Genomic DNA, 26,295 nt, shown 5'->3' on the forward strand with positions numbered 1-26,295 from the left:
TTTAGAGCTTTTTGTCAAGTGATTACGCTCCATCAGCTGTGAATTTTATGCAGTTTTCTGATTTCTTCCATAATTCGATCCGTTACGACTTGTGCAGAAGCTTTTTCCTCACGGTATCTACTCATATCAATGGGTTCACCATAAACGACTTTCAACCGCTGGAACTTCTTGTAAGGCCCTACTATAGCACAGGGAACAATATAGGCTTCAGAACGCAGAGCAAAGAAACCTGCACCAGCCAAGCCCTTTCCAATTTCGCCATTCTTCTGTCTTCTTCCTTCTGGAAAAAGACCTAGTACATGATTATTATTAAGAATTTCCAAACCTTGACGGAGCGCATTACGATCACGCATGCCTCTTTTTATTGGAAAAGCATGGACTCCTTTAAGAATTCCCCCAATCAGCTTGTTTTTAAACAATTCTTCTTTGGCAAGAAAGTAGATATCCCTGCTATTTGTAATACCTACTACAGGCGGATCTGCATTAGATATATGATTGGAACAGACAATAACCGGGCCTTCTTTAGGAATATTGTGTTTACCTATAACTTTAATTCGGTATAAAGGGTAAAAGATGACAGCACAAATCCATTTACCCAGCTTATACAAACTCATTATTTATTCCCCCCTCTTCTTCTTTTCATTTACTACTTTAATTATCTGGGCTACTACTTCTTCTATTGTTAAAGAGGTGGTGTCTACAATAACGGCATCGTCAGCTTTTACCAAGGGAGCGACTTCACGATTTGAATCTATTTCATCACGCCTGCGAATCTCTTCCTTAAGGTCTTCCAAGTTTGAGTCATACCCTTTAGACTGATTTTCTTTATGACGTCTTTCTGCTCTTTCATTCACAGAAGCAATCATAAATATCTTTACATCAGCATTAGGCAGTACATGAGTCCCTATATCTCTTCCGTCCATCACTACACCTTGTTGATTAACAAGTTCCTGTTGACGGCTTACCATTTCTTCTCTGACCTCTTTATGTTTGGATGCAATCGATACCTGGTTCGTAACATCACTTGTTCTTATATCATCCGAAACATCCTCACCATCAAGAAGAACTCTCTGTCCATTCTCACTCTGCACTAATTCTAGGGCCGTGTTCCTCAATAATTGCGCCAGAGCATATTCATCTTCCAGTGAAACACCATTATTTAAGGCTTTCCAAGTTAATGCACGATACATGGCCCCTGTATCTACATATATTAAAGATAATTTTTCAGCTACTCTTCTTGCTACAGTACTTTTTCCGGCAGCAGCTGGGCCGTCGATTGCAATTGTCATAATATCCATGAGTTCAGTTTCCTCCAATTTACCTTATACAAATAAAAGCGCACTCAATTAATGAAAGCGCGCCTAAGAGCCCTCAGAGGGCTGACTCCACCACGAGAGACTCTTAATTACTCTGTAAAGAATAACATAACTAATTGGAAAAAATCCATTATTATGTAGCTAATTTAGTGCCTTTCTACGCATGTTCATCTGTTGCTCAAAACAATATCGAATAATTAACTGACGTTGTTTTTCCAAAATATTTTCAAACTGAATGGATACTTGATTTCTTGTTCCGCTTTCTTGTTGAATTATTCTTACTATGATTCCCTCTGACTCCACGTAACGGTTTTCACCAGAATTCATAGGGAGAACTAACGTTAAGTTAACGCGCTGACACTTGTGCATCTGTACATGAAAAGGTTCTAAAATTGCTGCTCCGCCACCACTAATATCCTGAGTCACTGCTGTAAAAGATTGGTTTTCAAACTGAACCGCCACATCTATTGAAGCATCTACACGCACATACTTTCTACGCTGTATTCGAATAAGATCTTTTCGAGGAGGAAATGAGAGTACGAGCACCGGAATGTTTAATTTTTTTCGAGCTACTACCTCCGTGTAAAAGCTATATACAGATTGATCCTCGGTAATAAAGCTCGCCTGAATTTCAGTACCTTCCATAATAAAAGCCGCTTTATCCGTCTTTACATTAATAGGATAATCAATATAAATATACCCTTTCGTGTAATCAACAAGTTTACATTTATATTTCTCCGGTTCTTCATTATCCTTCGAGTTAATTTCCAGGTTGAACGCCATACCAATTTTTAAAATCTCCATTATATCCCCCAACTATACATGACTTTTGTATTAATTATATTATCTCATTTTTTTATTAATTTGAAAAGTATATAGGTCTTAAGAATTATAAAAACCGCCATTTTCATGACGGTTTTTTTACTAATTAAATTTGATTTCGGCTTTCTTTAATGTTTCCACTTTTTCTTCCTGTCCATTCTGAGCGTTTATAAATATTCGATACGTCGTATTTTCTTTAGTAGTTAAAAATTCGTAACATAATACAAGCTCTTTTAAGTCATTTTCGATAACAGACAGGCGATTTTCCTGTATATCTAACCCCGGGTTTACTTTGGAGCGTGCTTCTTCTACGGTGATTTCAGGTTTTTCAATTTCACGATCCTTATGATCATCGTAGTAATCTCTTGCGGATAAACCAAGTACTTCACCATTATCTAACGCCACTTTTACAACTACGGATTCTGGATAATAACGAATGTCATCCTTAGTATAAACATAACGAAAGATCCCTATGTTATTGTACTGGTTCGTCTCAGCCAGCTCTAAACCTTCTGCCGCAAGTCCTTCTACATAGTTCTCTGCTTTCTTGGATGCTTCGTGAAGACTAATTTTCGCCTCTCCCATTTTGCGGCTGATCATAATGGTTAAAGGGTGCCCACCTTTTACAGTTAAATCCATATACCCATTGCGCTTCCCATTGTCAAACGAAGCCGTATAAGTTGGCACATCAGCTCCCTTACCTGATTTAGTCAGTGTAAGTTTATTAACATCCACCTTCTCCAGCCATTGACTTGCAATTTGTTTGGCTTTTGCTTCTGAAATAAGACTCCCTTGTAGATTTTTATAACTTTTCTCTGGAGTGGTAGTTGTTATACCTGTTTGAGCGGTCGTTTGTGTATAACCGTCCACCGTTTTCTCTACGGTCTTGAAACCATCCACGATCGTATTATCGCCTGCTTCATTATTAGTAGAAAGAGCCAGTTGGACATCCATCCAGCGCAAATTATCTTTTAAAACAACATTCTGTACTTTACGTAACTCCGTTTCAATCTCACCTGAATGCTTATGAAGCTCTTCCAGTTTCTTTAATTCTTTTTCACTTAAAGGCTTTTTCTCTAAGTCACGAATAGCGGTTTTGTAAGCAAAATCCCCTATTTCATAAAGAAATTCTTCTGTCTTATTAAACGGTAGCAGAGTAAGCGGAAGCTGACCCACATCTGAATTTGCTTCCGAGGTGATTTTCCAAATTTCAGCTAACTGTGGTGAGAGTTGCTGTCTAGTGTTCATAGCCAGAGTAGCACCTATTTTGTCGTGCAGAAGATCTACGTTGTAAGTGAGCTCATGAAATGCACGCTGATAACTGTTCTCTGCTTGAATAAGTACTGCATTTTTATCTTGATTTTCCTTGTAACCCCAGACTGTTGTACCTATAGCTACTATACTTAATACGACAATTGTAATCCAGCGAACCATTCTTACACCTCCTATTTACAGAATATATGTTTGCCAATCTTCTTAATTTGCGGCCTAGACCATATCCAGTCCGATGTTGCCGTGTTTGGATTAAAATAATATATAGCCTGCCCAGATGGGTCCCATCCGTTTATAGCGTCCATAACCGCTTCTTTTGCCGTTTCATTAGGTTGAAGCCATATCTGTCCATCACTTACCGCAGTAAATGCTCGTGGTTCAAAAATGACTCCTGACACGGTGTTTGGAAACGTTGCGCTCGACACACGGTTAAGAATTACAGATGCCACGGCGACCTGACCAACGTAAGGCTCACCTCGTGCCTCTCCATACACAGCATTAGCCATCAATTGGATATCGTTCTGAGAATACCCACTTGGAACATTAACGGCTGTTGGCTCCTGTTTCTGAGGAGGTTTCTGGGTTCCTTTTGGTTTCTGTTGTTTAACCTGCTGAGTTTTCGGTGTACCTCCGTAATAAGTGAAATCATTTCCTCTTCTCAGTTGCTCCTGAACATATCCCTTATCATATTTACTAGCTTTGGTCAGTTTATTTTTCACTTCTTCCCCTACCAAACCATCAATTTCAAGACCAAATTCATACTGAAAATTCCGAACGGCCCAATAAGTGCCCCATCCAAAAACCCCATCGATGTTGCCGTTATAAAACCCCAGATATTGCAATCTGGCTTGTAGTTCAATCACATCATCTCCGGTCGCTCCATGCTGTATAACTTGATTTGAAAAAGCTTCCACAGAGTTGACAGATGTCCATTCTGAAACAGGAAAGATGAGCATAGCTGCTCCCAATCCAATGATTATCGTTTTCTTTGATATCATCCGAGTTACACCCCTGACCAGTAGTATTATTTATAAGATTAGTGTCCATCGGTTTAAGAACTTTATACATCTTTATCCATTAAAAAAACCGCCGTTGCAGCGGCGGTTTACTCTATATCACGTTTTTTGAAGGTCTTCATGATGTTCATTGGCCAGTCTTATCTTTCTAAAACCTATCATCCATAAAACGATCATAAATGGTGTAATCCAGTACAGCCATGTCTGGTTCGATACCGTAATAATATAATCATACAAGGTATGTAAACCCACTGGAATTAGTAAAGCTAAACTTAAGCACAAATTTTGGTTTTTACTGGCGAATTTTGCTTTACCCATGTAAAAACCCATAAGAATTCCAAACAATGCATGAGAAGATACTGGAAAGACAGCTCTTAACAATGCAATCTCAATTCCATTTGAAAAAATATAAATAATATTTTCTATTGTTGCGAAGCCTAAACTAATTGCCACCCCATAGATAATTCCATCGTAGTGATGGTCAAAATCTGCGTGCCTATAGGCAACAAATAAGAGAAAAAACCATTTGAAAAATTCTTCCATTAACCCAGCTAAGAAAAACGATCTCAATAGCGGTGTTTGAAACACCCCTTCAGTTTCAAAAGCATATTGAATAAACATCAAAGGAAATACCATGATGATGCCAATAATAAACATGCGGATAATCAATGGAAGAGGTTCTAGCTCAATTCTTTTACTTAAGTATATAAATGTCATAATTGCTATAGCAGGAGATATGGCTGCAGTCAGCAAGGCCATAAAAATCAGCCCTCTCTCATTCTTTCGCCTTATTCCAATGGTATCATGAAGAATGTTGAAAAGGAATATAGTATACGTCCGAACGGATTAAAAATAAAAAAGCACCAGCCAACCTGGTACTTTTTTATCAGTTCTGATTAGAATTCCACGGCTTTATGCACCATAAAGTGTACATCAAGAAGTAATAAAAGGACGGGCAGCGCACACCGATCCTTCACCAGAAATAAACCGAAAAGTCGGCTTAAGCTTTGATTAAGAGTTAATAAGTAATATCGCCCTCATAATTGGAAGCTAGAATAACCGCTAATTTTATGCGGGCTTTCTTACTATCATCATCATCTCCCATAATGACACCATGCTTATAAAGATCGTAGGCACTACCTAAATAATCATAAGTTGTGTAGACAGAACCTTCTTCAGATGTTGTAGTAATTACAATTTTCACTCCTGCTTCAATTGATTTAACAATTTCAGCCATCATGCCGGGTGCTACTTGACCTCTGCCTACCCCTTCTAATACTATGCCTTTCGCCTGACTCTCACGTGCAGCTTTTATTAAAGCCCCGTCCGCACCTGAATAAGTTTTAACGATGTCTACCCTTGGAATATCAGTTATAAGATCATAAGTTTCTCTGTATATCGGTTTTTGATAGATATGAACTTCGTCGTTATCAATGATTCCTAAATAACCAAACCCAAAAGCATTAAACCCCTGGATATTAGAAGCGTGTTCTTTCTTTACATATTTAGCAGGAAATATGCGTTCATTAAAGACCACTACAGCCCCTGCTCCATGCAAATCCTGACTACAAGCTGCATAAATCGCATGTCTCATATTAATATATGCATCACTGCCCATCTCACCTGGCGATCTCTGAGATCCAGTTATAACAACAGGCCGCTGATCATTAATGGTTAAGTCAAGAAAGTATGCACTTTCTTCCAGAGAGTCGGTCCCATGAGTCACGACCACACCTGAAACCATATCATCCTCAAAGTAAGCTTCAATTTTCTCTTTAAGCCATATTAGATCCTCAAAACCTACGTGCATACTAGGTTTTTGAAATACAGAATCAATGACCACATCAATATCCGTTGGAAGCTTCAGCATTTCAGCCAGCTCCTCACCAGTTAAAGCACCAGAAGATAATTTACCGGACTGCTCATTAGGTACACTAGCTATGGTACCTCCCGTGGTAAGCAAAACTACTTTACTCAAAATAAAGCCCCCTTTATACATTGCGGAATAATAAATTTATAAAAAAATCTCCCAGCCCTTCTCTGGAGCGGGAGATGGCTAAACGGCTCGCTTATTCCTTACTGCTGATCGCACGAGCAATTTTTCCGCCATGATGCCGACCATTTTCAATGAATATCTCATTATTATTGTATCCTGCTGCAATTACTCCAGCGATATAAATACCAGGAACATTGGTTTGCATACTATCTTCATTAAAATCAGGGCGCCCTGTCTCTCTATCAAACTCCACACCCATCTCTGTCAAAAAGTTATGGTCGGGACGATAGCCTGTCATAGCGAAAACAAAATCATTCGCAATACGCTTTTCCTGCCCCCGGCATTCGTAAATGACCTCAGTCTCAGTAATTTCTTTAATATGGGCACAAAAATCCATATTTACGGCACCTTTTCTTACTAGAGCTTCGAATTGAGGTAAGATCCATGGCTTAATACTTTTTGAATATTCTTCACCGCGATATAAAACAGTAACATTAGCTCCGGACTTTTCCAGTTCCAGAGTGGCATCGGCTGCAGAATTTTTCCCACCGATAACTACGACATCTTTATTATAATAGGGATGGGCTTCCTTGAAGTAATGCATAACCTTTGTAAGCTCTTCTCCCTTTATGCCTAAATGATTCGGCTGGTCGTAATAGCCGGTCGCAATAACCAGGTCTTCCGCTTTATATTCCGCCTGTTCACCTGTCCGCTTTTCAGTCTTAACGATAAACCCTGATTTCTCCTGTTCCACGTGCATTACTTTTTCAAAAGCATTTACGCGTAACTCTTCCCGGCCTGCTACGGCTCGGTAATAGGCTAGAGCCTCGTTTCGCACAGGCTTCTGACGTTCCGTAATAAATGGAATATTTCCAATCTCCAGCTTTTCACTCGAACTGAAAAACGTTTGATGGGTGGGGTAATGAAAAATAGAATTAACAATATTTCCTTTTTCTATAATTAATGGTTCAATGCCCATTTTCTTTAGCTCGATGGCTGTACTCATACCACAGGGGCCACCGCCGATTATGATGACTTTTTCTTCCTGATGCACGTTACTCACTCCTTTTTCCAGAAGTATCTGGAACTTACGTTCGATTTAATAAACAAAAGTAAATCTCCTACCATGTAAATGATAGGAGATATTTGGGGTCAAATCAACCTATATCCATCCTCTAAAACGAGAAGCCTCTGCCATCTTTCTTACACCAACCATGTAAGCAGCTAAACGCATATCTACTCGTCGTGTTTCTGCTGTTTTGTAAACGTTATCAAACCCTTTAACGATCACTTTATGGAGTTTCTCTTCCACTTCTTCTTCTGTCCAATAATATCCTTGATTATTCTGGACCCATTCGAAATAAGAAACCGTTACTCCTCCCGAAGATGCCAAAACATCTGGTACAAGCAATATTCCTCTTTCAGATAATATTCGAGTGGCGTCTAAAGTAGTCGGGCCATTTGCCGCTTCTACCACGATACTTGCTTTTATGTTATGAGCATTTTCTTCGCGAATTTGATTTTCAATAGCAGCAGGAACTAATATGTCACAGTCCAACTCCAACAGTTCTTCGTTGGAAATTGTATTTTTGAAAAGATTTGTAACCGTCCCGAAACTATCCCGGCGGTCGAGTAAGTAATCGATATCCAGACCATCAGGATCATGCAACCCTCCATAGGCATCGGAAATCCCAATAACCTTAGCTCCGCGATCGTGCATAAATTTAGCTAGAAAGCTTCCAGCGTTACCAAAGCCTTGTACAACCACTCGGGCACCTTCTACACTAATACCTTTCTTTTTGGCTGCCTCTTCAATACAGATGGTTACACCTTTAGCCGTGGCTGTTTCCCGGCCATGTGATCCGCCTAAGACAAGCGGTTTACCAGTGATAAAACCAGGGTTATTAAATTCATCAATGCGGCTGTATTCATCCATCATCCATGCCATAATCTGAGAATTTGTAAATACATCAGGTGCTGGGATATCCTTGGTAGGACCTACAATTTGACTTATAGCCCTAACATAACCACGACTCACGCCTTCAAGTTCCCGAAAAGACATTTCACGAGGATCACATACGATTCCGCCTTTTCCTCCACCATAAGGTAAATCTACAATTCCAGCTTTTAAACTCATCCAGATAGATAAAGCCTTGACTTCTTTTTCTGAGACATTCGGGTGAAAACGCACCCCGCCTTTGGTAGGACCAACCGCGTCATTATGCTGGGAACGATAGCCTGTAAATATTTTAATGTGATCATTATCCATCCGTACAGGAATCCTTACCGTCATCATCCGTACCGGTTCTTTCATGAGTTCGTAAACTTCGTTAGGATAACCTAATTTATCAAGTGCTTTTTTAACCACCGTCTGTGTGGATTTTAAAACATCGAGTTTATCATTGTTTTCGTTTGCAGCATCTGTCGGCTTATCCGCTACCATCCATTTACCTCCTAATATCCGTGCATTCGCTTTCAGGGTATTCTTTCAGTCAATAGTATACACTTTCACTTCTATTATGGAAAGCGTGTTTTAGCATTCTAGTGTCTTTAATCAGCAAAATGTAAGCGATTGCACTCTCTATTATTTATCAAATTGGGATAGTTCTACGAATTTTTCAATAAGATCGTCGTAGCTCCAGCCTATTTCCTTGGCGGAATCAGGGAATAAACTAGTTGGAGTCATCCCCGGAAGTGTATTCACTTCCAGAATTACCGGCTCTCCACTTTCGTTAATTATGAAATCTACGCGAGAATAAACTTCACATCCTAATAACTGATGAGCTTTCACCGCTTCTTGTTTTAGTCGGTCGGTAAGACTATCCGGCAGTTTGGCAGGAACAATATGTTCACTTCCACCTGGTTTATATTTTGAGTCAAAATCATAATAATCATTCTTAGGGATTATTTCAATGACCGGAAGCGGCGTTTCTTTCCCTTTTTGACCTATGACTGGCACCGTAACTTCTCTTCCCTGAACATAATCCTCTACCAGAATAGTAGAATCAGAGTGGGCTGCTGTTTCAACGGCTTTTTCAATCTGATCTTCTTTTTTCACAATTGTTAGTCCCAGTGTGGATCCTTCCTGATTTGGCTTAATCACGAATGGCGTTGGAAAATGCTTCTTAATATCTTCCACTATCTCGCTCACATTCAATAAACCAGTAACATCAAACGTTTTACTGTTTGCAGTTTGAAGTCCATTTAATGAAAAGATTTGTTTTGATTTTGCTTTATCCATAGCTAAAGCTGAGGATAGTACACCTGACCCAACATAAGGAAGGTTAAGCATATCAAGCAAGCCTTGAATTTTACCATCTTCACCAAAGCGTCCATGAAGTCCAAGAAAAACAAGATCTACCTTTAATTCCAGTATATCTTTAATTTTTTCGGGTGAAAAATCGATAGCGACCACTTCATGACCTTTGTTTTTTAACGCTTTTATTATTCCCTTACCTGTAGATAAAGAAACTTCCCGTTCCCCAGAAGTCCCTCCATATAATACTGCAATCTTCATTATGGACACTCCATTTCTTACCATCTTAAAATTTCAAACATCCTTAACTATAGTAACATGTTCTATAAAGAGCTTCTATTAAAAATAAAAAGAACGAAGCTTATAAAGCATCGTCCACGGAAAACGGATTAAGAAAAATAATTTTTAATTGTTCCACATGCATTATCTTTCATAATTTGCTTTCCATACTCCGCCAGTCTATACGAGGTAGCTGAGGAAGCTGAGGCAAATTCGGACAGTAAAGCAATTACTTGATCGATATCCAGATGAATGATGTCTTCATCCATTAAGAGCATATAATAGTAATCATTGTAATAATATACATTGCCACCCGTAACACCTAGCTTGTGTAAATGAATACCAGCCTGGATGACATGTTCAAAATCTTCAAATGAAAACATCATTTCTTTACTTTCATCCAGTGTAACTTTCATTTCCATGTAATCTTCTTCGTCTTCCATATCCGTTGGCTCAGTTTTGGTAACAACTATTAACATGCCTTGTGCCTGTAATAGATAAACTTGCACAAGTAACACACCTGTTAACTCGACTCCGAGCTCAATTCCCGCATCATACATCATATCGCTGAAAATTCGATGGACTCTTGGAAGGTCACTCCATAATTCTTCTTTTGATAATCCTCTATCCAACAAATCATCAAAGGTTAGAAAAATCTTAAATTTTTCATTTGTCATTCTTTCAACTCGCACATGATCGCCCCCTGTCACAATATGTGTTATCTATATAGTATGATGACTGATGCGATTATGGCACCTTTTTTCGAATTATATCTAAAGTGAGTTTACAGGGGCAACCTTTTTACTGCAACCTTCATATTTATTGCCACTAATGCTTGGTAAGCCAGGCCTCCCAATCTTTTTTAGTGTTTCCGACTAGGAATGGCTCCATTCGTTTTTTATCAAGTTCGGATAACCGATCATAAGCCAGACCGCCCAGGCCTATTCTCAATTCAGGAAACTGCTTCTGTAAAGATTCAGCCAAACTCACCGTAATGGGGATATTTTTCTTTAACGTGCAGGACATAAACATGTAGGTTGGTTCTATTTCGTCAATAACAATATCAATGTCGCCTCCAGCTATGCTTTGGCCAAGGTAAATCACATCATATCCTTTACGCTTCATGTACAGTGCAAATATCAATAGTCCAAGTTCATGACGCTCATTAGGACCACATACAAGCAGAACCTTAGGAAGCATAGCATCAGAAGGTATGGAGAGAAGCATCATCCCCATTCTGGAACGAAGGAAATGGCTTGCAAAGTGTTCATGTGCACTAGTAATCCGATTTTCCTCCCAAAGGTCTCCAATTTTCACTAAGAGGGGCCCTATAATATCAATGGCAACTGTTTCCGGGGTAAACAAGCTAAAGGCATGATCCAGTATCTGCTGTGCTTTATTCTCTTCAAATGAAAGCAGCGCATTTAGAAGATCATCACCCAGGATATCTAATTGGTTTCTGCTTTCCGTATGATTGGAAGCGTCCACTGCATTTTCATTGTTCTCAAGAAGCGATACAGCCTGGGAAATAGTGAATCCTTTATCCACTTTTTCCATTAACCACTTTAATATTTTAATATGCTCATCTGAATATAAACGATGCCCGGCTTCGTTCCGGGAAGGCCGAACTATTTGGTACCTGCGCTCCCACGCTCGAAGAGTGCCCGGCTGAATTCCTACCATTTGAGATACGGCCTTTATATTGTATTTTGCTTGCTTTGTCCCCATTTGCCTTCCTCCAACTCTTTCCTTTTCCTCTAAGTATATATGAATAGTTAATCACGTGTAAAATTTGTATATTCTTTATATAATATTTGAATAACCCTGTTAGGAAGATTTAATGATAATGGAGTGAAGTTCTGCTCTAGTTCCTAAACGCAGCGGGAGCAGGGAGGTTCCATACCCTTCACTTATAAGGAGAGGAGGATTTTCAGACTCAAACCATCCTCCTTTTGTGTAAGGTCCTATTCCAAATAGTCGGATTTGACCGCCATGAGTGTGCCCGCTCAGTACTAGATTAAACTGTTTCTGATCCTGCTGATTCATTTTGTGATAAACGTAAGGGTCATGAACACACAGTATTTGATAATTAATGTGATCGTTTATATAAGCAGCCTGACGCCTGGGCTTCATAAAATAAGGATCAATTCCACTTAATAGTATCCTGTCCTTCGAATGGAAGGTCACCTCATTGTCCGAATTGGAAAGAACATGAATATGATGATGATCAAGAACATCTAGAAGACTGGCTCTTTCCAGTTCATGGTCATTATTTCCGGGAATAAAGTAGACAGGAGCTTTCCACTGTTTTAATTTCTCTAGGTTGTTCTTCAATCTAGCTAGAGGCGTCCGCTTATCCACTAAATCTCCTCCAATGATTACAACATCCACATTTTTTAGCTTATTAAGGGTTTTTTGATTTATTTCGCGGTTATGAACATCTGAAATAAAGACAATGTGCAGTTCTTGACCGTAAGGAAAAGCAGCATCTTCAATTATATGTGTATCCAAGAAGTCCTGCTCTGCCCTAAAGTACATTCCTGCAAGAAATAACAATCCTAAACTTGCTCCTATTAAGACCCCAGCTAACACTTGCTCCACTCTCCCAAAGATAGAATAAAATTAATCGTACCATAAAAGCAATTCACAAAAAAACTGCTATGAACAAAGTCATAGCAGTCAATCTTTACACTTCTTTCACACTTAAAATTCTAAACCCTGTCTTCTCCAGTTTATTTGTAAATTGTTCAATATTATCCTTTTTTTCAATTTTGAGTACGATTCTGCGTGCGAGCTTATCCGTTTCATCAAATGTAGCCAGAGATATGACATTTTCATGGTAACTTTTAATAATGTCTCCCAGTCTCTCAATTCGGCCACTAGACTCTTCAGAAGTAAAAGCAATTCGAATACCTTTCTTTTTACTTCCAAATGCGCTTTCAAACTGCTCGATCACATCAAAACGTGTGACAAGCCCCTGAAAATTCCTTTCTTTATCTACAACTGCCAGTAAAGGAAAACCTTTAAATGCAGGCAGTGTGCGTTCAAATACTTCTTCATCATGGATATAGAAGTCCTCATTCTCAGCAATTTCACCTGCGGTTGTTTGGTTTAAAAAGACTTCTTTGCTTTGATCTGAATTAAAATAAGCCCGGTAAATAATCTCCTTTGATACCATTCCCATGAACTTTCGATCATTCAGTACAGGCATTGCCTGAAGATCATGGTCATTCAATAAATCTAAAATGCCGCTTAAGCGATCATCTGTCTTCGCAGTGTATGATCGATGTGCCGGTTTCATAATACTCTTCACAAACATACGCTCACCTCTTCATATTCTATTATACAGCCTATCCTTCATTAATCATTTCTCTATAGACCAGGTTTATTCCTCCTTTTATTCGCATAGGACATGCCGAATCATCATAAATTTTGATAATGAGTACAGGAAGGGGATATTAATGTTTACTTTGATTAAGTGTTATCAGCCGTATCATGGTCCGTTTGATCCATGTCCTCCTCGGCAGAGGGCTTGCTATCAGACTCCCCCCAATCTATATGTTGGCTTTCAACAGCCTAATCTTCCCCAATTCTCTTTACATGAGGCACTTTATAAAGGTACGCTTTGGCCTTGCTTCTACGACCCTTATCCAACTCCGCTAGGGAAGGGGGATCATTCATGAACAACCCATCGGAAGGAGCTACTCAAAGATACGAATTAATGGAAAAGATTCAAATGGTAGACTTTGCGCTTGTAGAGCTAACTCTTTACTTAGATACGCATCCGAATGACTCCCAAGCTATTCAGCAGTTTAATGAGCTGGCGGTCCAAAGCAGGGATTTAAAAGCAAATTATGAAAAACACTTTGGACCGTTGCGCCAGTACGGAGCCAGTTTTTCAGGTTACCCCTGGAATTGGAAAGACAGCCCCTGGCCCTGGCAGCTGTAAAGAATAAAAAAGGAGGGATTAAATGTGGTATTATGAGAAGAAATTGCAATATCCAGTTAAAGTAACGGAATGTAACCCAAGACTTGCTAAATACTTGATTGAGCAGTATGGAGGAGCTGATGGGGAATTATCTGCCGCACTCCGTTATTTAAATCAGCGTTACAGCATTCCTGATAAGGTTATTGGGTTACTGACTGATATAGGAACGGAAGAATTCGCCCATCTGGAAATGATTGCTACGATGATCTATAAATTAACCAAAGATGCTACACCTGAACAAATGAAAGAAGCTGGATTAGGTGCCCATTATGCTAACCATGACCACGCTCTTTACTACAATAACGCTGCAGGAAGTCCGTGGACAGCTACTTATATACAGGCTAAAGGTGACCCGATTGCAGATCTTTATGAAGACATCGCGGCCGAAGAAAAAGCAAGAGCTACTTACCAGTGGATTATCAATATGTCAGATGACCCGTGTTTAAATGACAGTCTTAAATTTTTAAGAGAAAGAGAGGTTGTGCACTCTCAACGTTTTCGGGAAGCAGTTGAAATTCTTAAATTCGAAAAAGATCGAAAGCAATTTTTTTAATATCATACAAATGAATTCCCCGTCCTTATAAGGACGGGGAATTCATTTGTAGTTAACCTTTATTACTAGAAAATTAATAACAAGACAATGAAAATAAATATGAAAACCATAATATATCGAACCCAAAGAGGATTGGCACTCCACTTAGTCATAAAAACATTAGATTTATCTTTATTTCGCTGTGGTGGCAAATCCAAAGTGTTCATATTTTCACTGGTTAATTTCTTCTCGTTCACATTATTCACACCTTCACTTTGATGGGATTGAGTCACTTGATTCCCCCCTGTCCCCTAGACGTATCCACATGGCAAGCACCACATCTATAATAAAATGAGCCGTAATTGTAACGGTAAGACTCCCTGTTAATTCAAACATATATCCAATAAAAAAACTGACAAACAATACAGAGATTAAGAGAACAATTTTTGATAAATAACGAAAATGTAAAAGAGCAAATAATAAACTGGCGGCCCAATATCCATATTCCGTATGTAAAACACCTCTAAACAGCATTTCTTCGCTTATAGCCACTAATAATGTAACTCCAATGATACCTGGGATTGACCGATTTTTAAATACTTTGTTATTGATACCACCATCATCATAGTATTGTTTTGGAAGCGTGTTCATCAAAATAAAATCAATCAAGAGAACAACAAAACCCGGCAGCACTCCAAACCATACCCACTCATTAAACGTTACTTCAAATATGGATTTCCATTCTGACCAAAAGGTATCAAATAAAAAAAAGCTGCCTAGAATAGAAAGGATTAGAAGTAAAAGCTGTGTTAAGATCAACTGAAGTGTAACTTCTTGATCCGTCATCAATTTAATAACCTCTGCCTGTTTTTTTCGTTTCATACCTCGCCCCCTGTCTAAAGATAATAGCTAACCGTTCTTTCCAATTATCCATATCTGCTTGGAATTCATTCTGTTCAAAGCTTAACGAATCCATCCTAAAGCCACATGAATCGCAGCAGGGTACGGAGGGTTCTCGAATATCAGCTTGAAAAGATTCGTAGAGTCTTTTTCTCCTGCAGGCATTATGATGAATCCATTGAAGCATTTCGGTAAGTTTTTCCTGCTTGTACTTCCACCTTTTATCTATTAGATCCTCTAAATTTCGCTCAATAAAAGTCTCATTAGGATCTACTAAAATAGTTCTCTCTTTCAGCACACCGTGTTCTTCTAACTGAAAACGCAAAAAGTTCCATTGTGACTCCGATAATTCCAGTTGTTCGGCAAATTCTTCATTCGAAGGAATTAACGTGTTGTTCTTCCATAACGTATGCAGATATCTTAACACGTTTTGAACAAGGTCCATTTGTGGCAATTCGCTTTCTATTAACATCTGAGGAAGATAATGGTCCTTTGGTCCGTAAAGTACCAGACTCACACAAGGGTTCCCGTCTCTCCCCGCCCTACCTACTTCCTGGATAAACGATTCTAGCTGGGATGGAGGATGAAAATGAATTACCAGACGGATATTAGATTTATCCACCCCCATCCCAAATGCACTTGTACAGCAAATTACATCGAGCTGATCATTCATAAATTGCTGCTGTACCAACATCCTATCCATTTGATCCATTCCTCCGTGATAAAAAGCTACTCTCTGCTTCAGCTTAACCTGCAGCAGGTAGGCTGCTTTTTCCGCCCATTGCCTACTGGAAAAATAAACCATAGTAGGTACCGCCTGATCAGAGAGGAGCTTAATCATTCGATCTATTTTATGATCAGGTGTGGCGTAATGCTCGACAGCAAAACTGACATTCTGCTTGTCCATTGGGTAGATATGCTTTTCCATACGTGGTCGCTTTAACTTATCCATAATGTCAGTCTGGACTTCCGGAGTTGCTGTAGCGCTTAAAGCTAGTACTGTCGGTTCGCCTAGTTTAGAAATGGTTTGATGCAATTTTAAATAATCCGTTCTAAATTCATGGCCCCATTGTGAAATACAGTGAGCTTCATCAATGACAAATAAACTGATACTGAGTTTTGTAAGATGCTGCATAATCCAGTCATTCTGCAGAAATTCAGGGGACATATAAATTAGATCATATTGATCCAGATGTTCCAGCATTTTTCTGCGCTCCGCACGATCCATAAAGCTATTCAGTGCAACAACTGACTTATAGCCGGAGGCTTTCAACTGCTTCACTTGATCAATCATTAAAGAAATGAGCGGAGACACTACAATCGTTGTTCCTGATTGAATTTTTGCGGGCAGCTGATAGCAAAGAGATTTCCCAGTTCCTGTAGGTAAAATACCAAGAACATCCTGTCCTGATAAAATGGATTCTATAATTGGCCGCTGCCCTTCACGAAACTGTGAGAATCCGAAATGCTTTTCTAATTGAAAAGATAAATTATACGTCTGCATAGGATTTTCCTTTCGCTGTTAACTTCTTACCTTTAGCCAGCGCCAATCTGATTTGGAAGTAATCAAATTCACCGTTCAAACTTTGATGGATTTGTTTTAAACGCAGCGTCTTCATATTATTAGCTGCTGTTATAATTCTTTGCTGATCTTTGACGCTGAGAAAACGTTCGATTGAAAAATCCGGAATAACAAGGGCCGCTTCAACAATATGGTCCTGAATGGTGCTTTTTTTTAAACGCCGCTTAGAAACAATCGCTTCCAATGTCCATCCTAGCTCTAAATAGTGGTACGTATGCTTCGCTGACTGAGTGATCATGGTTTCAACATCTAAACCGCGAGTGCAAGCAAATAGGAAAGGGTAAGCATCTGGTAACTTTCTAGCCTCGTGGAATAAATAATAAAATACATGCTGAATACAAACGTAAGCATCTTCCTTTGTAATGTCATACTTACGCTTCAGTTGTTCATAGGTAAGACCTATAACTTCAGCTCCACTCAACCGAAAGGTGAACAGCTCGGATTCCAAATGCGAGCGATTGTTCAGAAGATCTAAGATTTCATTATACATTCCTTTGACTTCTTGATCTACGTTACGGGAAAGAGAAGCATAATAACGTTTAACCCATCTTTGTGCTTTAGAGTCGTCAATAACAGGGATAAACGAATAATTGCCTTCATGTATAGACGTAATGGTCTGAATGACCAGTAAAAGTCTGTGTTCAAATTCTCTGATGTTACGGTGATTATTCATTCCGCTAAAATATTCAAATGAAGGCCCTTTGTAATTATGAAGATAGTGAGCCCCCTCGGATGTAATAATTGGTGAAATTCGATCTACAAGATATATCCACTGGCTATTTTCCATTCGCTTACATATATCTTCAAATTCATCTCGAGCTAATCCTTCATAAATTCCAAAATAACGTTCTAATTCGTAACCCTTTGCATCCTGCAAAGTCTGAGACGAACGTTTTCCAGTTAGTAAATTATATATTCCGGAGATCGTACGCTCGCCTTTTAACTCTCTTATACATGTTAAAATAATAACGTTAAACACACCAGCCTCCTCCTTCCAAATCCGAGGGAATCTACCGTTCATGTTGAAAACTCCAGCCGGGAGTTTTACAATAACTATGTAGCCTATTTTTTTCAGTTTCCTCTTCGTGAGTGGACATACAAAGGAGGATCATCACTCGTGGCTAAATTTACGATGGTTGATCAAGAAACGTGTATCGCATGTGGTGCTTGTGGAGCTGCAGCACCTGACATATATGATTATGATGACGAAGGGATTGCTTACTCTGTACTTGATGATAACCAGGGTATATCAGAAGTGCCGGAAGTGTGGGAAGAAGACATGGAAGACGCTTTCGATGGCTGCCCTACGGATTCTATTAAGATCGCAGAGTCACCTTTTGAAGGAAATGCGTACAAGCACGAATAATAAAGCAGGACCTCTTCCAAATGGGAAGGGGTTCTTTTTTTAATCGTGCTTATTTTTTACCCAGTTCTTCAAATCTTCTGTAAGCTTCTTCCTCTTCAAACGTAGAAAACCATCGGTCGGATTGATCATCTATAATACGGTAATGCTTACTTATCATATTTTGCTGCAGTAAAAAATTCTCTTTTTCCTTGAGCGTTGTCCACCATACCTTCCCTCCCATCGTTTTACCAACCGGACGCTCAACGTGGTGATGAGCAATGGTTTCTACAATTTCAATCGGTTCGTCTCCAAGGACGCCTTTTAAAACTTCACTATCTTGAAAAAGAGCGCAAACGGCAACCACTGTGGTCCATCCAGCAATCGTGCGTCCCTTTTCAATTTGGACAAGGGTTTTTTTTGACAAGCCTAGCACTTCTGCCATTTTTGTTTGCGTATAACCATATTCCACACGGATTAATTTAATTTTTTCAGACACTTGGATCCTTATTCTTTCTTTATCCATCCTGCACCGTCCCCTTTAATACGTCCCCTCAATTTTAACATGTCCCCTCCCTGCTTACCTATTAAAGTGATCAAAAACCCCGTATCCATTATACGGGGTTCCAGTTTATTCGTTCATCTCTATCGGGTTCAGATAAGTCGGTACAGGGATGGGCTCACTAAAATCATAGGAAGAACTTTTTTCCGGTTTAATATTGTGAAACCGCACATCCTTAAAACCAAAATTATCAGCCGTAGCTAATATAGCATCAACCATTCTTATTAATTGCTGATCGCTTGGCCACGAATCATGTTCAACTTTCAACACGAGAGTTGCCCCCTCCGCACTAACAGAAGGAAAAGTTACATGCCCGGGGACAGCAGGGACTACGTTGCCATATGTCTGTTCTTCTTTCATTCGATTTAAAGCATCCTCCAGAGACATCTCTTTCTCAGCTTTAATAGGAACAAGAAATTGCCTTTCGCTGGACTCACTAGAATAAATTTGATAAAAATACCGATCTTCCTCAATTATAGGAAGAGTATTTACTTCTCCAAGATTGCCGAGGACGACCGGTGATCCGCTCTCAGTTTGAATGTTGATGGTTTTCACATTATAAGGGTATAATCTCCAACGGATACTCTCCGAAATTATCGATGTGTAAGCACTCCCGTTTATTGAAAAGTTATCGGGAAATATTACTTCAGCTTGTTCTCTTTTTTCGTCAATATTAAAAGTTAACTCCTTGAGGAGATCTTCAGCCAGGCCCCATTTTTCAGGTTTAACGAGTGAAGCAACTTCTTGGTTTTCCTCATCCGCCTTTTTTATTACAGTAAACGGGACGACGACTTCTCCGTTTTTACCTGGAAGAACGTAAGACTCTGTGTCTGGAGAATGATTCTGGATGGTAAAAGGAGATTCTGTACCCTCATTTACCTCAGTTTCATTCTTATCAAGGGACGGATTATTACCTTCCTCTCTGTTGGAATCGTCTAGTTCAGAAGGTTTTTGTTCAGTAGATTTTGCCTGGTCCTGGCCACGTTCATTTGCAGACTCAGTCGAACTGTTTTCCTGATCAGCTGATCCGCTATATTCATTGGAAGGATGAGAACTTAAAAAAACAGGGAGGACAATTGCAAGGATAAGCAGCACAGCGGCTGCAGCCATACTTGGAGTTATCCAGTGAGCGATCCTTCTTTTACGTTTATTTAGTTCAGGCTCGATGGAACGATAAAGGTCTTCTTTGCTGTGCTTATCTTCCATCTTAGGAAAATTCCCTAACAGCTCTTTCAATTCATCTTCACTATAGGATTTACGCTTCACGCTGCGTCCCCCCTTCCATAGGCTTCTCCATCATCTCTTTTAATGATTTCATTCCTCGATGCTGGGTCGTTTTCACTTTACTCTCGCTCCAATTTAATATTTCCGCTGTTTCTTGAATAGACATCCCTTGAATGAACCGGAATATAATGACATTTCTTTGATCCAACGTACAATTATCGAGCGCTTTATAAACTTGCTTCATTTCATCATTTTGTACGGCAATTTCATCCGGGAGAGAGGACTGGTCTTTAAGCTGCTCTCCTTTATTATTCCAATCAAAAAAATCCATAATCCGATTTCTTTTGCGTTTTTGCTTCCTGAAGTAATCAATCGCTACATGCCTTGCTATGGATAGCAGCCAAGTCTTTTCGGTGCTTCGTCCATCAAAAGACTGATACGATTTAAGCACTTTTATATAAACTTCCTGGACAAGATCTTCAGCTAGATCGCGATCTTTGACCATATAGATTAAGTATTGAAACAAATCGTGATGATAATTATCATAAAGTTCGTCAAAGAACGTCTTCACTAACGGTACCTCCCACTTATCTATTTAGTCGTTATATGTATGAGAAAAGTTACATCACTATCTTAATATGAGGATTTAAAAAAAGAAATAAGGGAAGAGTCCTTCCAAAGAATTTATAAGTAAATAGCTCTTTTACATGTTATGGTTGGTTCTCATTAATGATTTAGTAAGTTATTGAGAAGAATAATCGAAGACATAGTTTCGAGATGTTTGATTTTGCTGAAGGTCTATAGGAAAGTATTCAAAAGTGGTATTCCCCTGAAAGACGCGACCAGCATAAGCCGCTCATCATAAGGATTGCGGTTATTCAATCCCTTGATAAGCGGCTTATACTTCGAGTGTCCAAGCTATGGAATAAGACGAATTTTTTCCCTGCCAACGCTTTTCCACCTTACGTAGCGAATCCGTTTATATAGTTTAGCAGAGTTGACTAAAGAAAAAAACACAGGTACCAGGGGACCCGGTATCCTGTGTTTTTAAGCACGATAATTCCTTGTTCCAACAAATGGAGTGTTTCCCGTTAGTCCATTTCTCTTCCTATACCGTCTAAATAAGGTGCTTAAAACAGGAGATAGAATTAAAATGAATATAACATTTGATATAGCATGATTAATATCGTATGGCAGTCCAGCTAAATAATAAGCCCAAAAGGGCTGGCCAATGGAACGCATCGTAAGTGAGATAACTACTCCGAAAAATATACCTGATAGAAACCCATATATGGTCAGGCCCCAGGCAGGAAATTCAGGTTTAAACTTACCAATTGTGCCGGCAAGCAAACCGATGATTGACCACGCAACTACCTGCCATATAGTCCAGTATCCCATACCAAGCAGCATATTGGAAACAACAGTGGTTAAGAATGCCATAATTAGACCTGCAGCGGGACCCATCCAGAATCCTGTCAAAATGATGATTGCCGTAACCGGCTGTACATTTGGAACATGGCTTAGAGCAATTCGCCCTGCAACCGCTAATGAGGCAAGCATGGCAATTAAAGTAATTTTATAAATATTCATTCTTCATTATTCCCATGAATGATAATCAAATATAATCTGATCGCCTTGCTCTACTTCATATTCGTTGGCTCCAACCTGGGCTTCCTCTCCATTAATTGTGTACATCCACGCCATTTTCTCTTCTTGATTTCCTGCTATTCCTTCAATACTATTTATAAACCCTTCACTTTGTTCTACTTCAAAATTGTCTTCCATCACGCTTAATAGGGTTGTGCCTTCTTCTACGGAAATTTCTTTATCAGCCAAGGTTTCCTCACCATTATTTTTAGAGATCTCTACTTGGACACTGACTTCCTGTTTTTCCTCTTCTTGACCTGCATTAGCATTTTCTTCGGTCTGGGTTCCACACCCACTCAGAGTACCCGCCGTTAATAAGATCGCCAAGATTAAGGTATAAAGTTTGTTCATCTTGATTCCATCCTCTCGCTTTTTAATAATAGCTTTTTAGAAAGGACGAATGGACAACCTGAACACTATGTATCCATCAAAAAAAGCTTACCTTCGTTCAAAGGCAAGCTTAAGACAAACCAGATGGGTTAGTTAATCTATTTACATAGAACCGATCGGTTGTCTCAAACGCTCAATCCCCGAAGCTTTGAAACACTGGGATCAGGCAGGTCTACTGACTTGTGTGTCATCCTACTAAGGACCCTTCCCGTGCAATTGCACAGTGGAACTTCCTTTTCGTCTTCACATACAGTTGCGAGGACAGTCCCGGCCTTTAACCGGGTTCCCTTTTTAAGCCCTTTCAGGCACCTGAATCCACTCAATATTAAGTTATTTATACATTACTAGACTAACCCACATTTCGACATTTAGCAACTAGCTATCTGTAGAATCTATAATCTTTGGGATCCTGAAAGAAAAAGTAGTTCCCTCTTCTACCTTACTGTGCACACTGATACTTCCATTATGGGCTTCCACAATATTTTTAGCAATAGCCAGTCCTAGCCCTGTTCCTTTTTTATGCTTAGATGCTTCTCTTTTCCTGGATTTGTCTGCTTTATAGAACCTTTCGAATACAAAAGGAAGATCCTCTTCGGAAATTCCTTGACCGGAATCATGTACAGATGCCACCCATTCATGTTCTCCATCCTCAATAATTACGTTCACGGATCCATGTTCATTTGTATGTCGAAGGGCATTATCAATTAGATTGGTGAAGACTTGTTCAATCCGATCAGCATCAAAATAAAGCCATTCCAGATTTGGATCTACATTGATGGTTAAGTCCACCTGCCGCTCTTTGGAAAGTCCTTGAAACTTCCGTTCGATCTTATCCATATAAGGAGTCATTTCTACGGACTCTACATATAAATTTATATGACCCGCTTCCATTCGTGCTAAATCTAATAATTCATTGACCAGTCGGCCAATTCGCAATGATTCATCGTGAATGATTTGGGCTAGTTCATTTTTATCTTCTTTACTCTCCGCAACATCATCTACTATTGCTTCACTGTAACCTTGAAGCATCGAAATAGGAGTTCGCAGTTCATGGGACACATTGGCAATAAAGTCTTTGCGAAGTTTATCCAGTCTGCGCTCGTCTGTCATATCCCGTAAGACAGCAACGGCACCTCTAATCGTCTCTTTATCATATAATGGAGTCATAATAATGACCCAGGAACGGCCTTGCAAAGATACTTCAGTCATCGCTTCCTGTTCTTTGGATATTACTTCATCAAATAGTTCATTAAGAGGAGCTGGCAAACTGCTTGGGTTTAATGTACCTTGTTCATCATTCTCAAACTTATCAGCTTCTAAATATTGCTGGGCTGGAGGATTGGTAATCAGAACTTCCCCTTCACGATTGATGGTAATTACTCCATCTGCCATCGAGCGCAATATTCCTGAAAGCTGTTCTTTCTCCTGATTCAGGGCATTAATATGAAATTTAAGCTGACGTCCCATGCGGTTGAAAGCCATAGCAAGCTCGCCTATTTCATCATGTGTTAAAATAGGAATCTTCGTGTTAAATTCTCCTTTAGCAAGTTCAAGGGCCCCTTCGCGCATCTTGATTAGGGGGGAAGTAATACGGGTTGATAAGAAAAAAGCAAAGATCGTTGTCAAAATGATAGCAATCCCTGCTCCAAGAAAAATAATCTTGGTGGTCTGTTCGGAAGTTTCCTCTATCGTATCAAGAGATTGATATACAAAAACAGCTCCATCTCTTCCGGTTAAAGGAGTTCCCACCACCATAACCTCTGTATCAAACTCCTTTATTTCTGCAACCTTTTTCACGTCGCGTCCTTCACTAATGACTTTGGACAAATCATTATCAGACGAGATCCAATCATAAGTCATTTTGGGGAGGGCCTGTGATTCGCTATCACTAATAATGACTTCATCAGGTCCATAAGTGATCATCGCACGGCTTGCAGGGTTTTTAACAAGTGCCGTTGTAGAAAGAAGCAGGTTTCTGTCTTCATATCTTTCGACTACCTCTGTAATTTTAGAGGCAGTCTGAAGTAATTGACTTTCTGCTTGTTGAATATGATAGTTCTGAAAAAATTCTAATAACAATACCGTTAGAATAAATAGGACAAAGCACACAAGGAATAATATAGTAAACCAGAGTTTACCTACTACACTACGCCAGAACATTATTCTCCACTTACCTCGAACTTGTAGCCAATACCCCAGACTGTAACGATCATACCAGCCGCATCAGCGGAAACTTTACTCAGCTTCTCTCTTAATCTCTTCACATGCGTATCCACTGTCCTGAGATCACCAAAAAATTCATATTGCCAAACTTCTTTAAGAAGTTGTTCTCTATGAAAAACTTTGTCAGGTGACTGCGCCATGTAATTAAGGAGCTCATACTCCTTAGGAGTTAATGCCACTTCTTTTCCATCGGCCGTTACACGGTGCGCATCATTATCAATGGTCATGTGAGGAAATACCAGGACATTCCTTGTAGAAGTATCCGTTTCCAAAAATTTAGTAGAGGAAGATCGGCGAAGCAGAGCTTTCACCCTTAAAACCACTTCTCTCGGACTAAATGGCTTCACTATATAATCATCGGTCCCCACTTCAAAACCTTGAACACGATTTGCTTCTTCCCCTTTTGCTGTAAGCATAATGACTGGAGTTGCTTTCTTTTCCCTGAGCTCTTTACAAACTTCTATACCGTCCATTCCCGGAAGCATTAAGTCGAGCAGAATAACATCGTAATCCACATCGATAGCTTTTTGTAAAGCTTCATGACCATCCTCTGCTTCGTCAATAATATAATTTTCTCTTTCTAAGTACATCCGAATCAAACGTCGAATACGATCTTCATCATCCACTACTAATACTCTGGCTTCTTGTTCCATAAGTCTAACCACCCTTAATTAATACTAATTATTATATTTTCATAAATAAAAATGGCAGGGGGTAAAAAAACCCTTCCTGCCTTTAAGAATAAATCATGCATAGGAGTGAAGTCCAGAAATCACCAAATTTACCGCAATTAAGTTAAACATGATAATTCCAAAACCACCCACGGCAAGCCAGGCTGATCTCATTCCCTGCCAGCCTCTTGAGAGCCTCAAATGTAAATAAGCTGCATAGAAAAAGAAGGTGATCAAAGCCCAAACTTCTTTCGGGTCCCAGCCCCAGAAGCGATCCCATGCCTGCTGAGCCCAAATCATGGCAAAAATAAGAGCCCCTAAAGTAAATACAGGAAAACCGATGGCGACGGCTCGGTAGGATACTTCATCGACCAGTTCTGGATTCACCTTTTTTCTAAGCATAGGCTGTAGAAATGCACCCACTCTTTTTCTCATCAAGAGTCTTGATACTCCATAAATTATAAGCCCGGTAAGTAAAGATAGAATAAAGGTATTTAGCTTAACAGCTGCATCCTCCCCGCGCATCCATCCCGGAGCTTCTACCAGGGGCTGCATAGCTTCCTCTGTAACTAATTCTCCATCTGCCGGTCCGATAAAGGCAGGCATTTGATAAGTAATTTCCGTCTGCTGCCCTTCAATTGGCGCCTGAAAAACTGTTTGATGATTCAAGGCGCTAAAGGTAGATGATAGAACGATAAAAGCAACCACAGCAGCTATTGTATAAATGACGAACTCGAGCCATGAGGTATGCTTATTTGATTTGGATTGATCAATCTGGGAAATTAAGTAAATCAATCCTGCCACAAAACTGACGGATAATATACCCTGGCCAAGTGAAGCTGTCGTAACGTGAATATAGAGCCAGTGTGATTGCAATGATGGTACTAATGGAGAAATTTCAGTCGGAAACATGCTCGCAAAAGCGATGATTAGTAAAGCGATTGGCAATGCAAAAAGACCAAGCAGATCCACTCTATAAATAAAATACAGAACGATGAATGCAAATACGAGCATCATTCCAAAGAACGTAGTGTATTCAAATAAGTTACTAACCGGTGCATGGTGACTTGCAATCCACCTTGTTATGAAGTAACCCACTTGAGTTATAAAACCGAGAATAGTAATAGATATTCCTATATTCCCTGCAGTTCTGTTTTTCGCTCTCTTTTTATCCCGGATTGTTGCCCCAAAGAAAAAAGTTGCGATCAAATAAAGGAAAAAAGCAGCATATAGTAAATTTCCACTAATTGCACTTAAATCTCCCATTTTTTATCCTC

29 protein-coding genes and 1 riboswitch are annotated in these 26,295 nt (G+C 39.4%); of the genes, 4 read left to right on the forward strand and 25 right to left on the reverse strand.

Going from position 1 to position 26,295, the window contains the following annotated elements; all coding sequences use genetic code 11:
- Window positions 1-32: 32 nt before the first annotated feature.
- The 14 genes from LCM11_RS02005 to LCM11_RS02070 form a co-directional block, all read right to left on the reverse strand.
- Entirely contained in the window at window positions 33-614 is a 582-nt protein-coding gene (locus LCM11_RS02005) for a lysophospholipid acyltransferase family protein (protein ID WP_224892609.1), read from the reverse strand.
- Between the two features lie 3 nt (window positions 615-617).
- The gene (gene cmk, locus LCM11_RS02010; RefSeq protein ID WP_224892610.1) at window positions 618-1,298 is read right to left on the reverse strand and encodes a (d)CMP kinase; all 681 of its coding nucleotides are present in this window, start codon (window positions 1,296-1,298) and stop codon (window positions 618-620) included.
- Window positions 1,299-1,457: 159 nt separating this feature from the next.
- Window positions 1,458-2,120: a flagellar brake protein gene (locus LCM11_RS02015; protein ID WP_224892611.1), complete on the reverse strand. Its 663-nt coding sequence runs from the start codon at window positions 2,118-2,120 to the stop codon at window positions 1,458-1,460.
- A 120-nt stretch (window positions 2,121-2,240) separates the two neighbouring features.
- Window positions 2,241-3,572, reverse strand: coding sequence for a germination protein YpeB (gene ypeB, locus LCM11_RS02020; protein WP_224892612.1), 1,332 nt, complete (start codon window positions 3,570-3,572; stop codon window positions 2,241-2,243).
- Window positions 3,573-3,583: 11 nt separating this feature from the next.
- Entirely contained in the window at window positions 3,584-4,408 is an 825-nt protein-coding gene (sleB, locus tag LCM11_RS02025) for a spore cortex-lytic enzyme (protein WP_412098121.1), read from the reverse strand.
- 117 nt (window positions 4,409-4,525) lie between these two features.
- The gene (gene prsW, locus LCM11_RS02030) at window positions 4,526-5,185 is read right to left on the reverse strand and encodes a glutamic-type intramembrane protease PrsW (RefSeq protein ID WP_224892613.1); all 660 of its coding nucleotides are present in this window, start codon (window positions 5,183-5,185) and stop codon (window positions 4,526-4,528) included.
- A 259-nt stretch (window positions 5,186-5,444) separates the two neighbouring features.
- On the reverse strand, window positions 5,445-6,425 hold the full coding sequence (locus tag LCM11_RS02035) for an asparaginase (protein WP_224892614.1): 981 nt from the start codon (window positions 6,423-6,425) through the stop codon (window positions 5,445-5,447).
- Window positions 6,426-6,495: 70 nt separating this feature from the next.
- Window positions 6,496-7,428 carry a YpdA family putative bacillithiol disulfide reductase gene (locus LCM11_RS02040; protein WP_412098129.1) on the reverse strand — a complete coding sequence of 311 codons (933 nt, stop codon included), beginning with the start codon at window positions 7,426-7,428 and terminating at the stop codon, window positions 6,496-6,498.
- Between the two features lie 156 nt (window positions 7,429-7,584).
- Window positions 7,585-8,865: a Glu/Leu/Phe/Val family dehydrogenase gene (locus tag LCM11_RS02045; RefSeq protein ID WP_089750135.1), complete on the reverse strand. Its 1,281-nt coding sequence runs from the start codon at window positions 8,863-8,865 to the stop codon at window positions 7,585-7,587.
- A gap of 141 nt (window positions 8,866-9,006) precedes the next feature.
- Complete coding sequence (locus tag LCM11_RS02050) at window positions 9,007-9,939, reverse strand: D-alanine--D-alanine ligase (protein ID WP_224892616.1); 933 nt, start codon at window positions 9,937-9,939, stop codon at window positions 9,007-9,009.
- Window positions 9,940-10,067: 128 nt separating this feature from the next.
- Window positions 10,068-10,649, reverse strand: a complete 582-nt coding sequence (locus tag LCM11_RS02055; RefSeq protein ID WP_224892617.1) for a genetic competence negative regulator — start codon at window positions 10,647-10,649, stop codon at window positions 10,068-10,070.
- Between the two features lie 136 nt (window positions 10,650-10,785).
- Entirely contained in the window at window positions 10,786-11,685 is a 900-nt protein-coding gene (locus LCM11_RS02060; protein WP_224892618.1) for a MerR family transcriptional regulator, read from the reverse strand.
- Window positions 11,686-11,784: 99 nt separating this feature from the next.
- Window positions 11,785-12,549 (reverse strand): metallophosphoesterase, encoded by a 765-nt coding sequence (locus LCM11_RS02065; RefSeq protein ID WP_224892619.1) that lies wholly within the window; start codon window positions 12,547-12,549, stop codon window positions 11,785-11,787.
- A gap of 94 nt (window positions 12,550-12,643) precedes the next feature.
- The gene (locus LCM11_RS02070; RefSeq protein ID WP_224892620.1) at window positions 12,644-13,276 is read right to left on the reverse strand and encodes an HPP family protein; all 633 of its coding nucleotides are present in this window, start codon (window positions 13,274-13,276) and stop codon (window positions 12,644-12,646) included.
- A gap of 142 nt (window positions 13,277-13,418) precedes the next feature.
- Between LCM11_RS02070 and LCM11_RS02075 the strand changes: the two genes are divergently transcribed.
- From LCM11_RS02075 to LCM11_RS02085, 3 genes are read left to right on the forward strand one after another with little or no spacing between them, the layout of a single operon-like run.
- Window positions 13,419-13,640, forward strand: coding sequence for a spore coat associated protein CotJA (locus LCM11_RS02075; RefSeq protein WP_224892621.1), 222 nt, complete (start codon window positions 13,419-13,421; stop codon window positions 13,638-13,640).
- Window positions 13,637-13,906: a spore coat protein CotJB gene (locus tag LCM11_RS02080; RefSeq protein WP_224892622.1), complete on the forward strand. Its 270-nt coding sequence runs from the start codon at window positions 13,637-13,639 to the stop codon at window positions 13,904-13,906. Before LCM11_RS02075 ends, LCM11_RS02080 begins: the two co-directional genes overlap by 4 nt.
- A gap of 22 nt (window positions 13,907-13,928) precedes the next feature.
- Entirely contained in the window at window positions 13,929-14,498 is a 570-nt protein-coding gene (locus LCM11_RS02085; RefSeq protein ID WP_089750146.1) for a manganese catalase family protein, read from the forward strand.
- Between the two features lie 249 nt (window positions 14,499-14,747).
- Here the strand turns inward: LCM11_RS02085 and LCM11_RS02090 are convergent, their stop codons facing one another.
- Genes LCM11_RS02090 through LCM11_RS20485 form a run of 3 tightly spaced genes read right to left on the reverse strand, consistent with a single transcriptional unit; the run spans window position 14,748 to window position 17,938 of the window.
- Window positions 14,748-15,359 carry a CPBP family intramembrane glutamic endopeptidase gene (locus LCM11_RS02090; RefSeq protein WP_224892623.1) on the reverse strand — a complete coding sequence of 204 codons (612 nt, stop codon included), beginning with the start codon at window positions 15,357-15,359 and terminating at the stop codon, window positions 14,748-14,750.
- Window positions 15,328-16,881: a RecQ family ATP-dependent DNA helicase gene (locus tag LCM11_RS02095; RefSeq protein ID WP_224892624.1), complete on the reverse strand. Its 1,554-nt coding sequence runs from the start codon at window positions 16,879-16,881 to the stop codon at window positions 15,328-15,330. The genes LCM11_RS02090 and LCM11_RS02095 overlap by 32 nt, the downstream gene beginning before the upstream one ends.
- Complete coding sequence (locus LCM11_RS20485) at window positions 16,868-17,938, reverse strand: helix-turn-helix domain-containing protein (RefSeq protein ID WP_224892625.1); 1,071 nt, start codon at window positions 17,936-17,938, stop codon at window positions 16,868-16,870. Before LCM11_RS20485 ends, LCM11_RS02095 begins: the two co-directional genes overlap by 14 nt.
- Before the next feature lie 138 nt (window positions 17,939-18,076).
- Here LCM11_RS20485 and LCM11_RS02105 point away from each other — a divergent pair, with 138 nt between their 5' ends.
- Window positions 18,077-18,325: a ferredoxin gene (locus LCM11_RS02105; RefSeq protein ID WP_224892626.1), complete on the forward strand. Its 249-nt coding sequence runs from the start codon at window positions 18,077-18,079 to the stop codon at window positions 18,323-18,325.
- A 49-nt stretch (window positions 18,326-18,374) separates the two neighbouring features.
- Here the strand turns inward: LCM11_RS02105 and LCM11_RS02110 are convergent, their stop codons facing one another.
- From LCM11_RS02110 to ccsB, 8 genes are all read right to left on the reverse strand, one after another.
- Window positions 18,375-18,827, reverse strand: a complete 453-nt coding sequence (locus tag LCM11_RS02110) for a helix-turn-helix transcriptional regulator (RefSeq protein ID WP_224892627.1) — start codon at window positions 18,825-18,827, stop codon at window positions 18,375-18,377.
- A gap of 105 nt (window positions 18,828-18,932) precedes the next feature.
- On the reverse strand, window positions 18,933-20,129 hold the full coding sequence (locus LCM11_RS02115) for a hypothetical protein (RefSeq protein WP_224892628.1): 1,197 nt from the start codon (window positions 20,127-20,129) through the stop codon (window positions 18,933-18,935).
- Window positions 20,119-20,658: an RNA polymerase sigma factor SigX gene (sigX, locus tag LCM11_RS02120; RefSeq protein WP_224892629.1), complete on the reverse strand. Its 540-nt coding sequence runs from the start codon at window positions 20,656-20,658 to the stop codon at window positions 20,119-20,121. Before sigX ends, LCM11_RS02115 begins: the two co-directional genes overlap by 11 nt.
- Before the next feature lie 476 nt (window positions 20,659-21,134).
- Window positions 21,135-21,677, reverse strand: a complete 543-nt coding sequence (locus LCM11_RS02125) for an ECF transporter S component (protein ID WP_224892630.1) — start codon at window positions 21,675-21,677, stop codon at window positions 21,135-21,137.
- A 6-nt stretch (window positions 21,678-21,683) separates the two neighbouring features.
- Window positions 21,684-22,085 carry a DUF4430 domain-containing protein gene (locus tag LCM11_RS02130; RefSeq protein WP_224892631.1) on the reverse strand — a complete coding sequence of 134 codons (402 nt, stop codon included), beginning with the start codon at window positions 22,083-22,085 and terminating at the stop codon, window positions 21,684-21,686.
- Between the two features lie 186 nt (window positions 22,086-22,271).
- Window positions 22,272-22,452, reverse strand: a riboswitch (cobalamin riboswitch).
- A gap of 47 nt (window positions 22,453-22,499) precedes the next feature.
- Window positions 22,500-24,284 carry an ATP-binding protein gene (locus LCM11_RS02135; RefSeq protein ID WP_224892632.1) on the reverse strand — a complete coding sequence of 595 codons (1,785 nt, stop codon included), beginning with the start codon at window positions 24,282-24,284 and terminating at the stop codon, window positions 22,500-22,502.
- The gene (locus tag LCM11_RS02140) at window positions 24,284-25,000 is read right to left on the reverse strand and encodes a response regulator transcription factor (protein ID WP_224892633.1); all 717 of its coding nucleotides are present in this window, start codon (window positions 24,998-25,000) and stop codon (window positions 24,284-24,286) included. The genes LCM11_RS02135 and LCM11_RS02140 overlap by 1 nt, the downstream gene beginning before the upstream one ends.
- A gap of 93 nt (window positions 25,001-25,093) precedes the next feature.
- Complete coding sequence (ccsB, locus tag LCM11_RS02145; RefSeq protein WP_224892634.1) at window positions 25,094-26,284, reverse strand: c-type cytochrome biogenesis protein CcsB; 1,191 nt, start codon at window positions 26,282-26,284, stop codon at window positions 25,094-25,096.
- Window positions 26,285-26,295 lie beyond the last annotated feature (11 nt).

This window comes from Halobacillus halophilus (genome assembly GCF_020171985.1).
Lineage (GTDB): Bacteria > Bacillota > Bacilli > Bacillales > Halobacillaceae > Halobacillus > Halobacillus halophilus_A.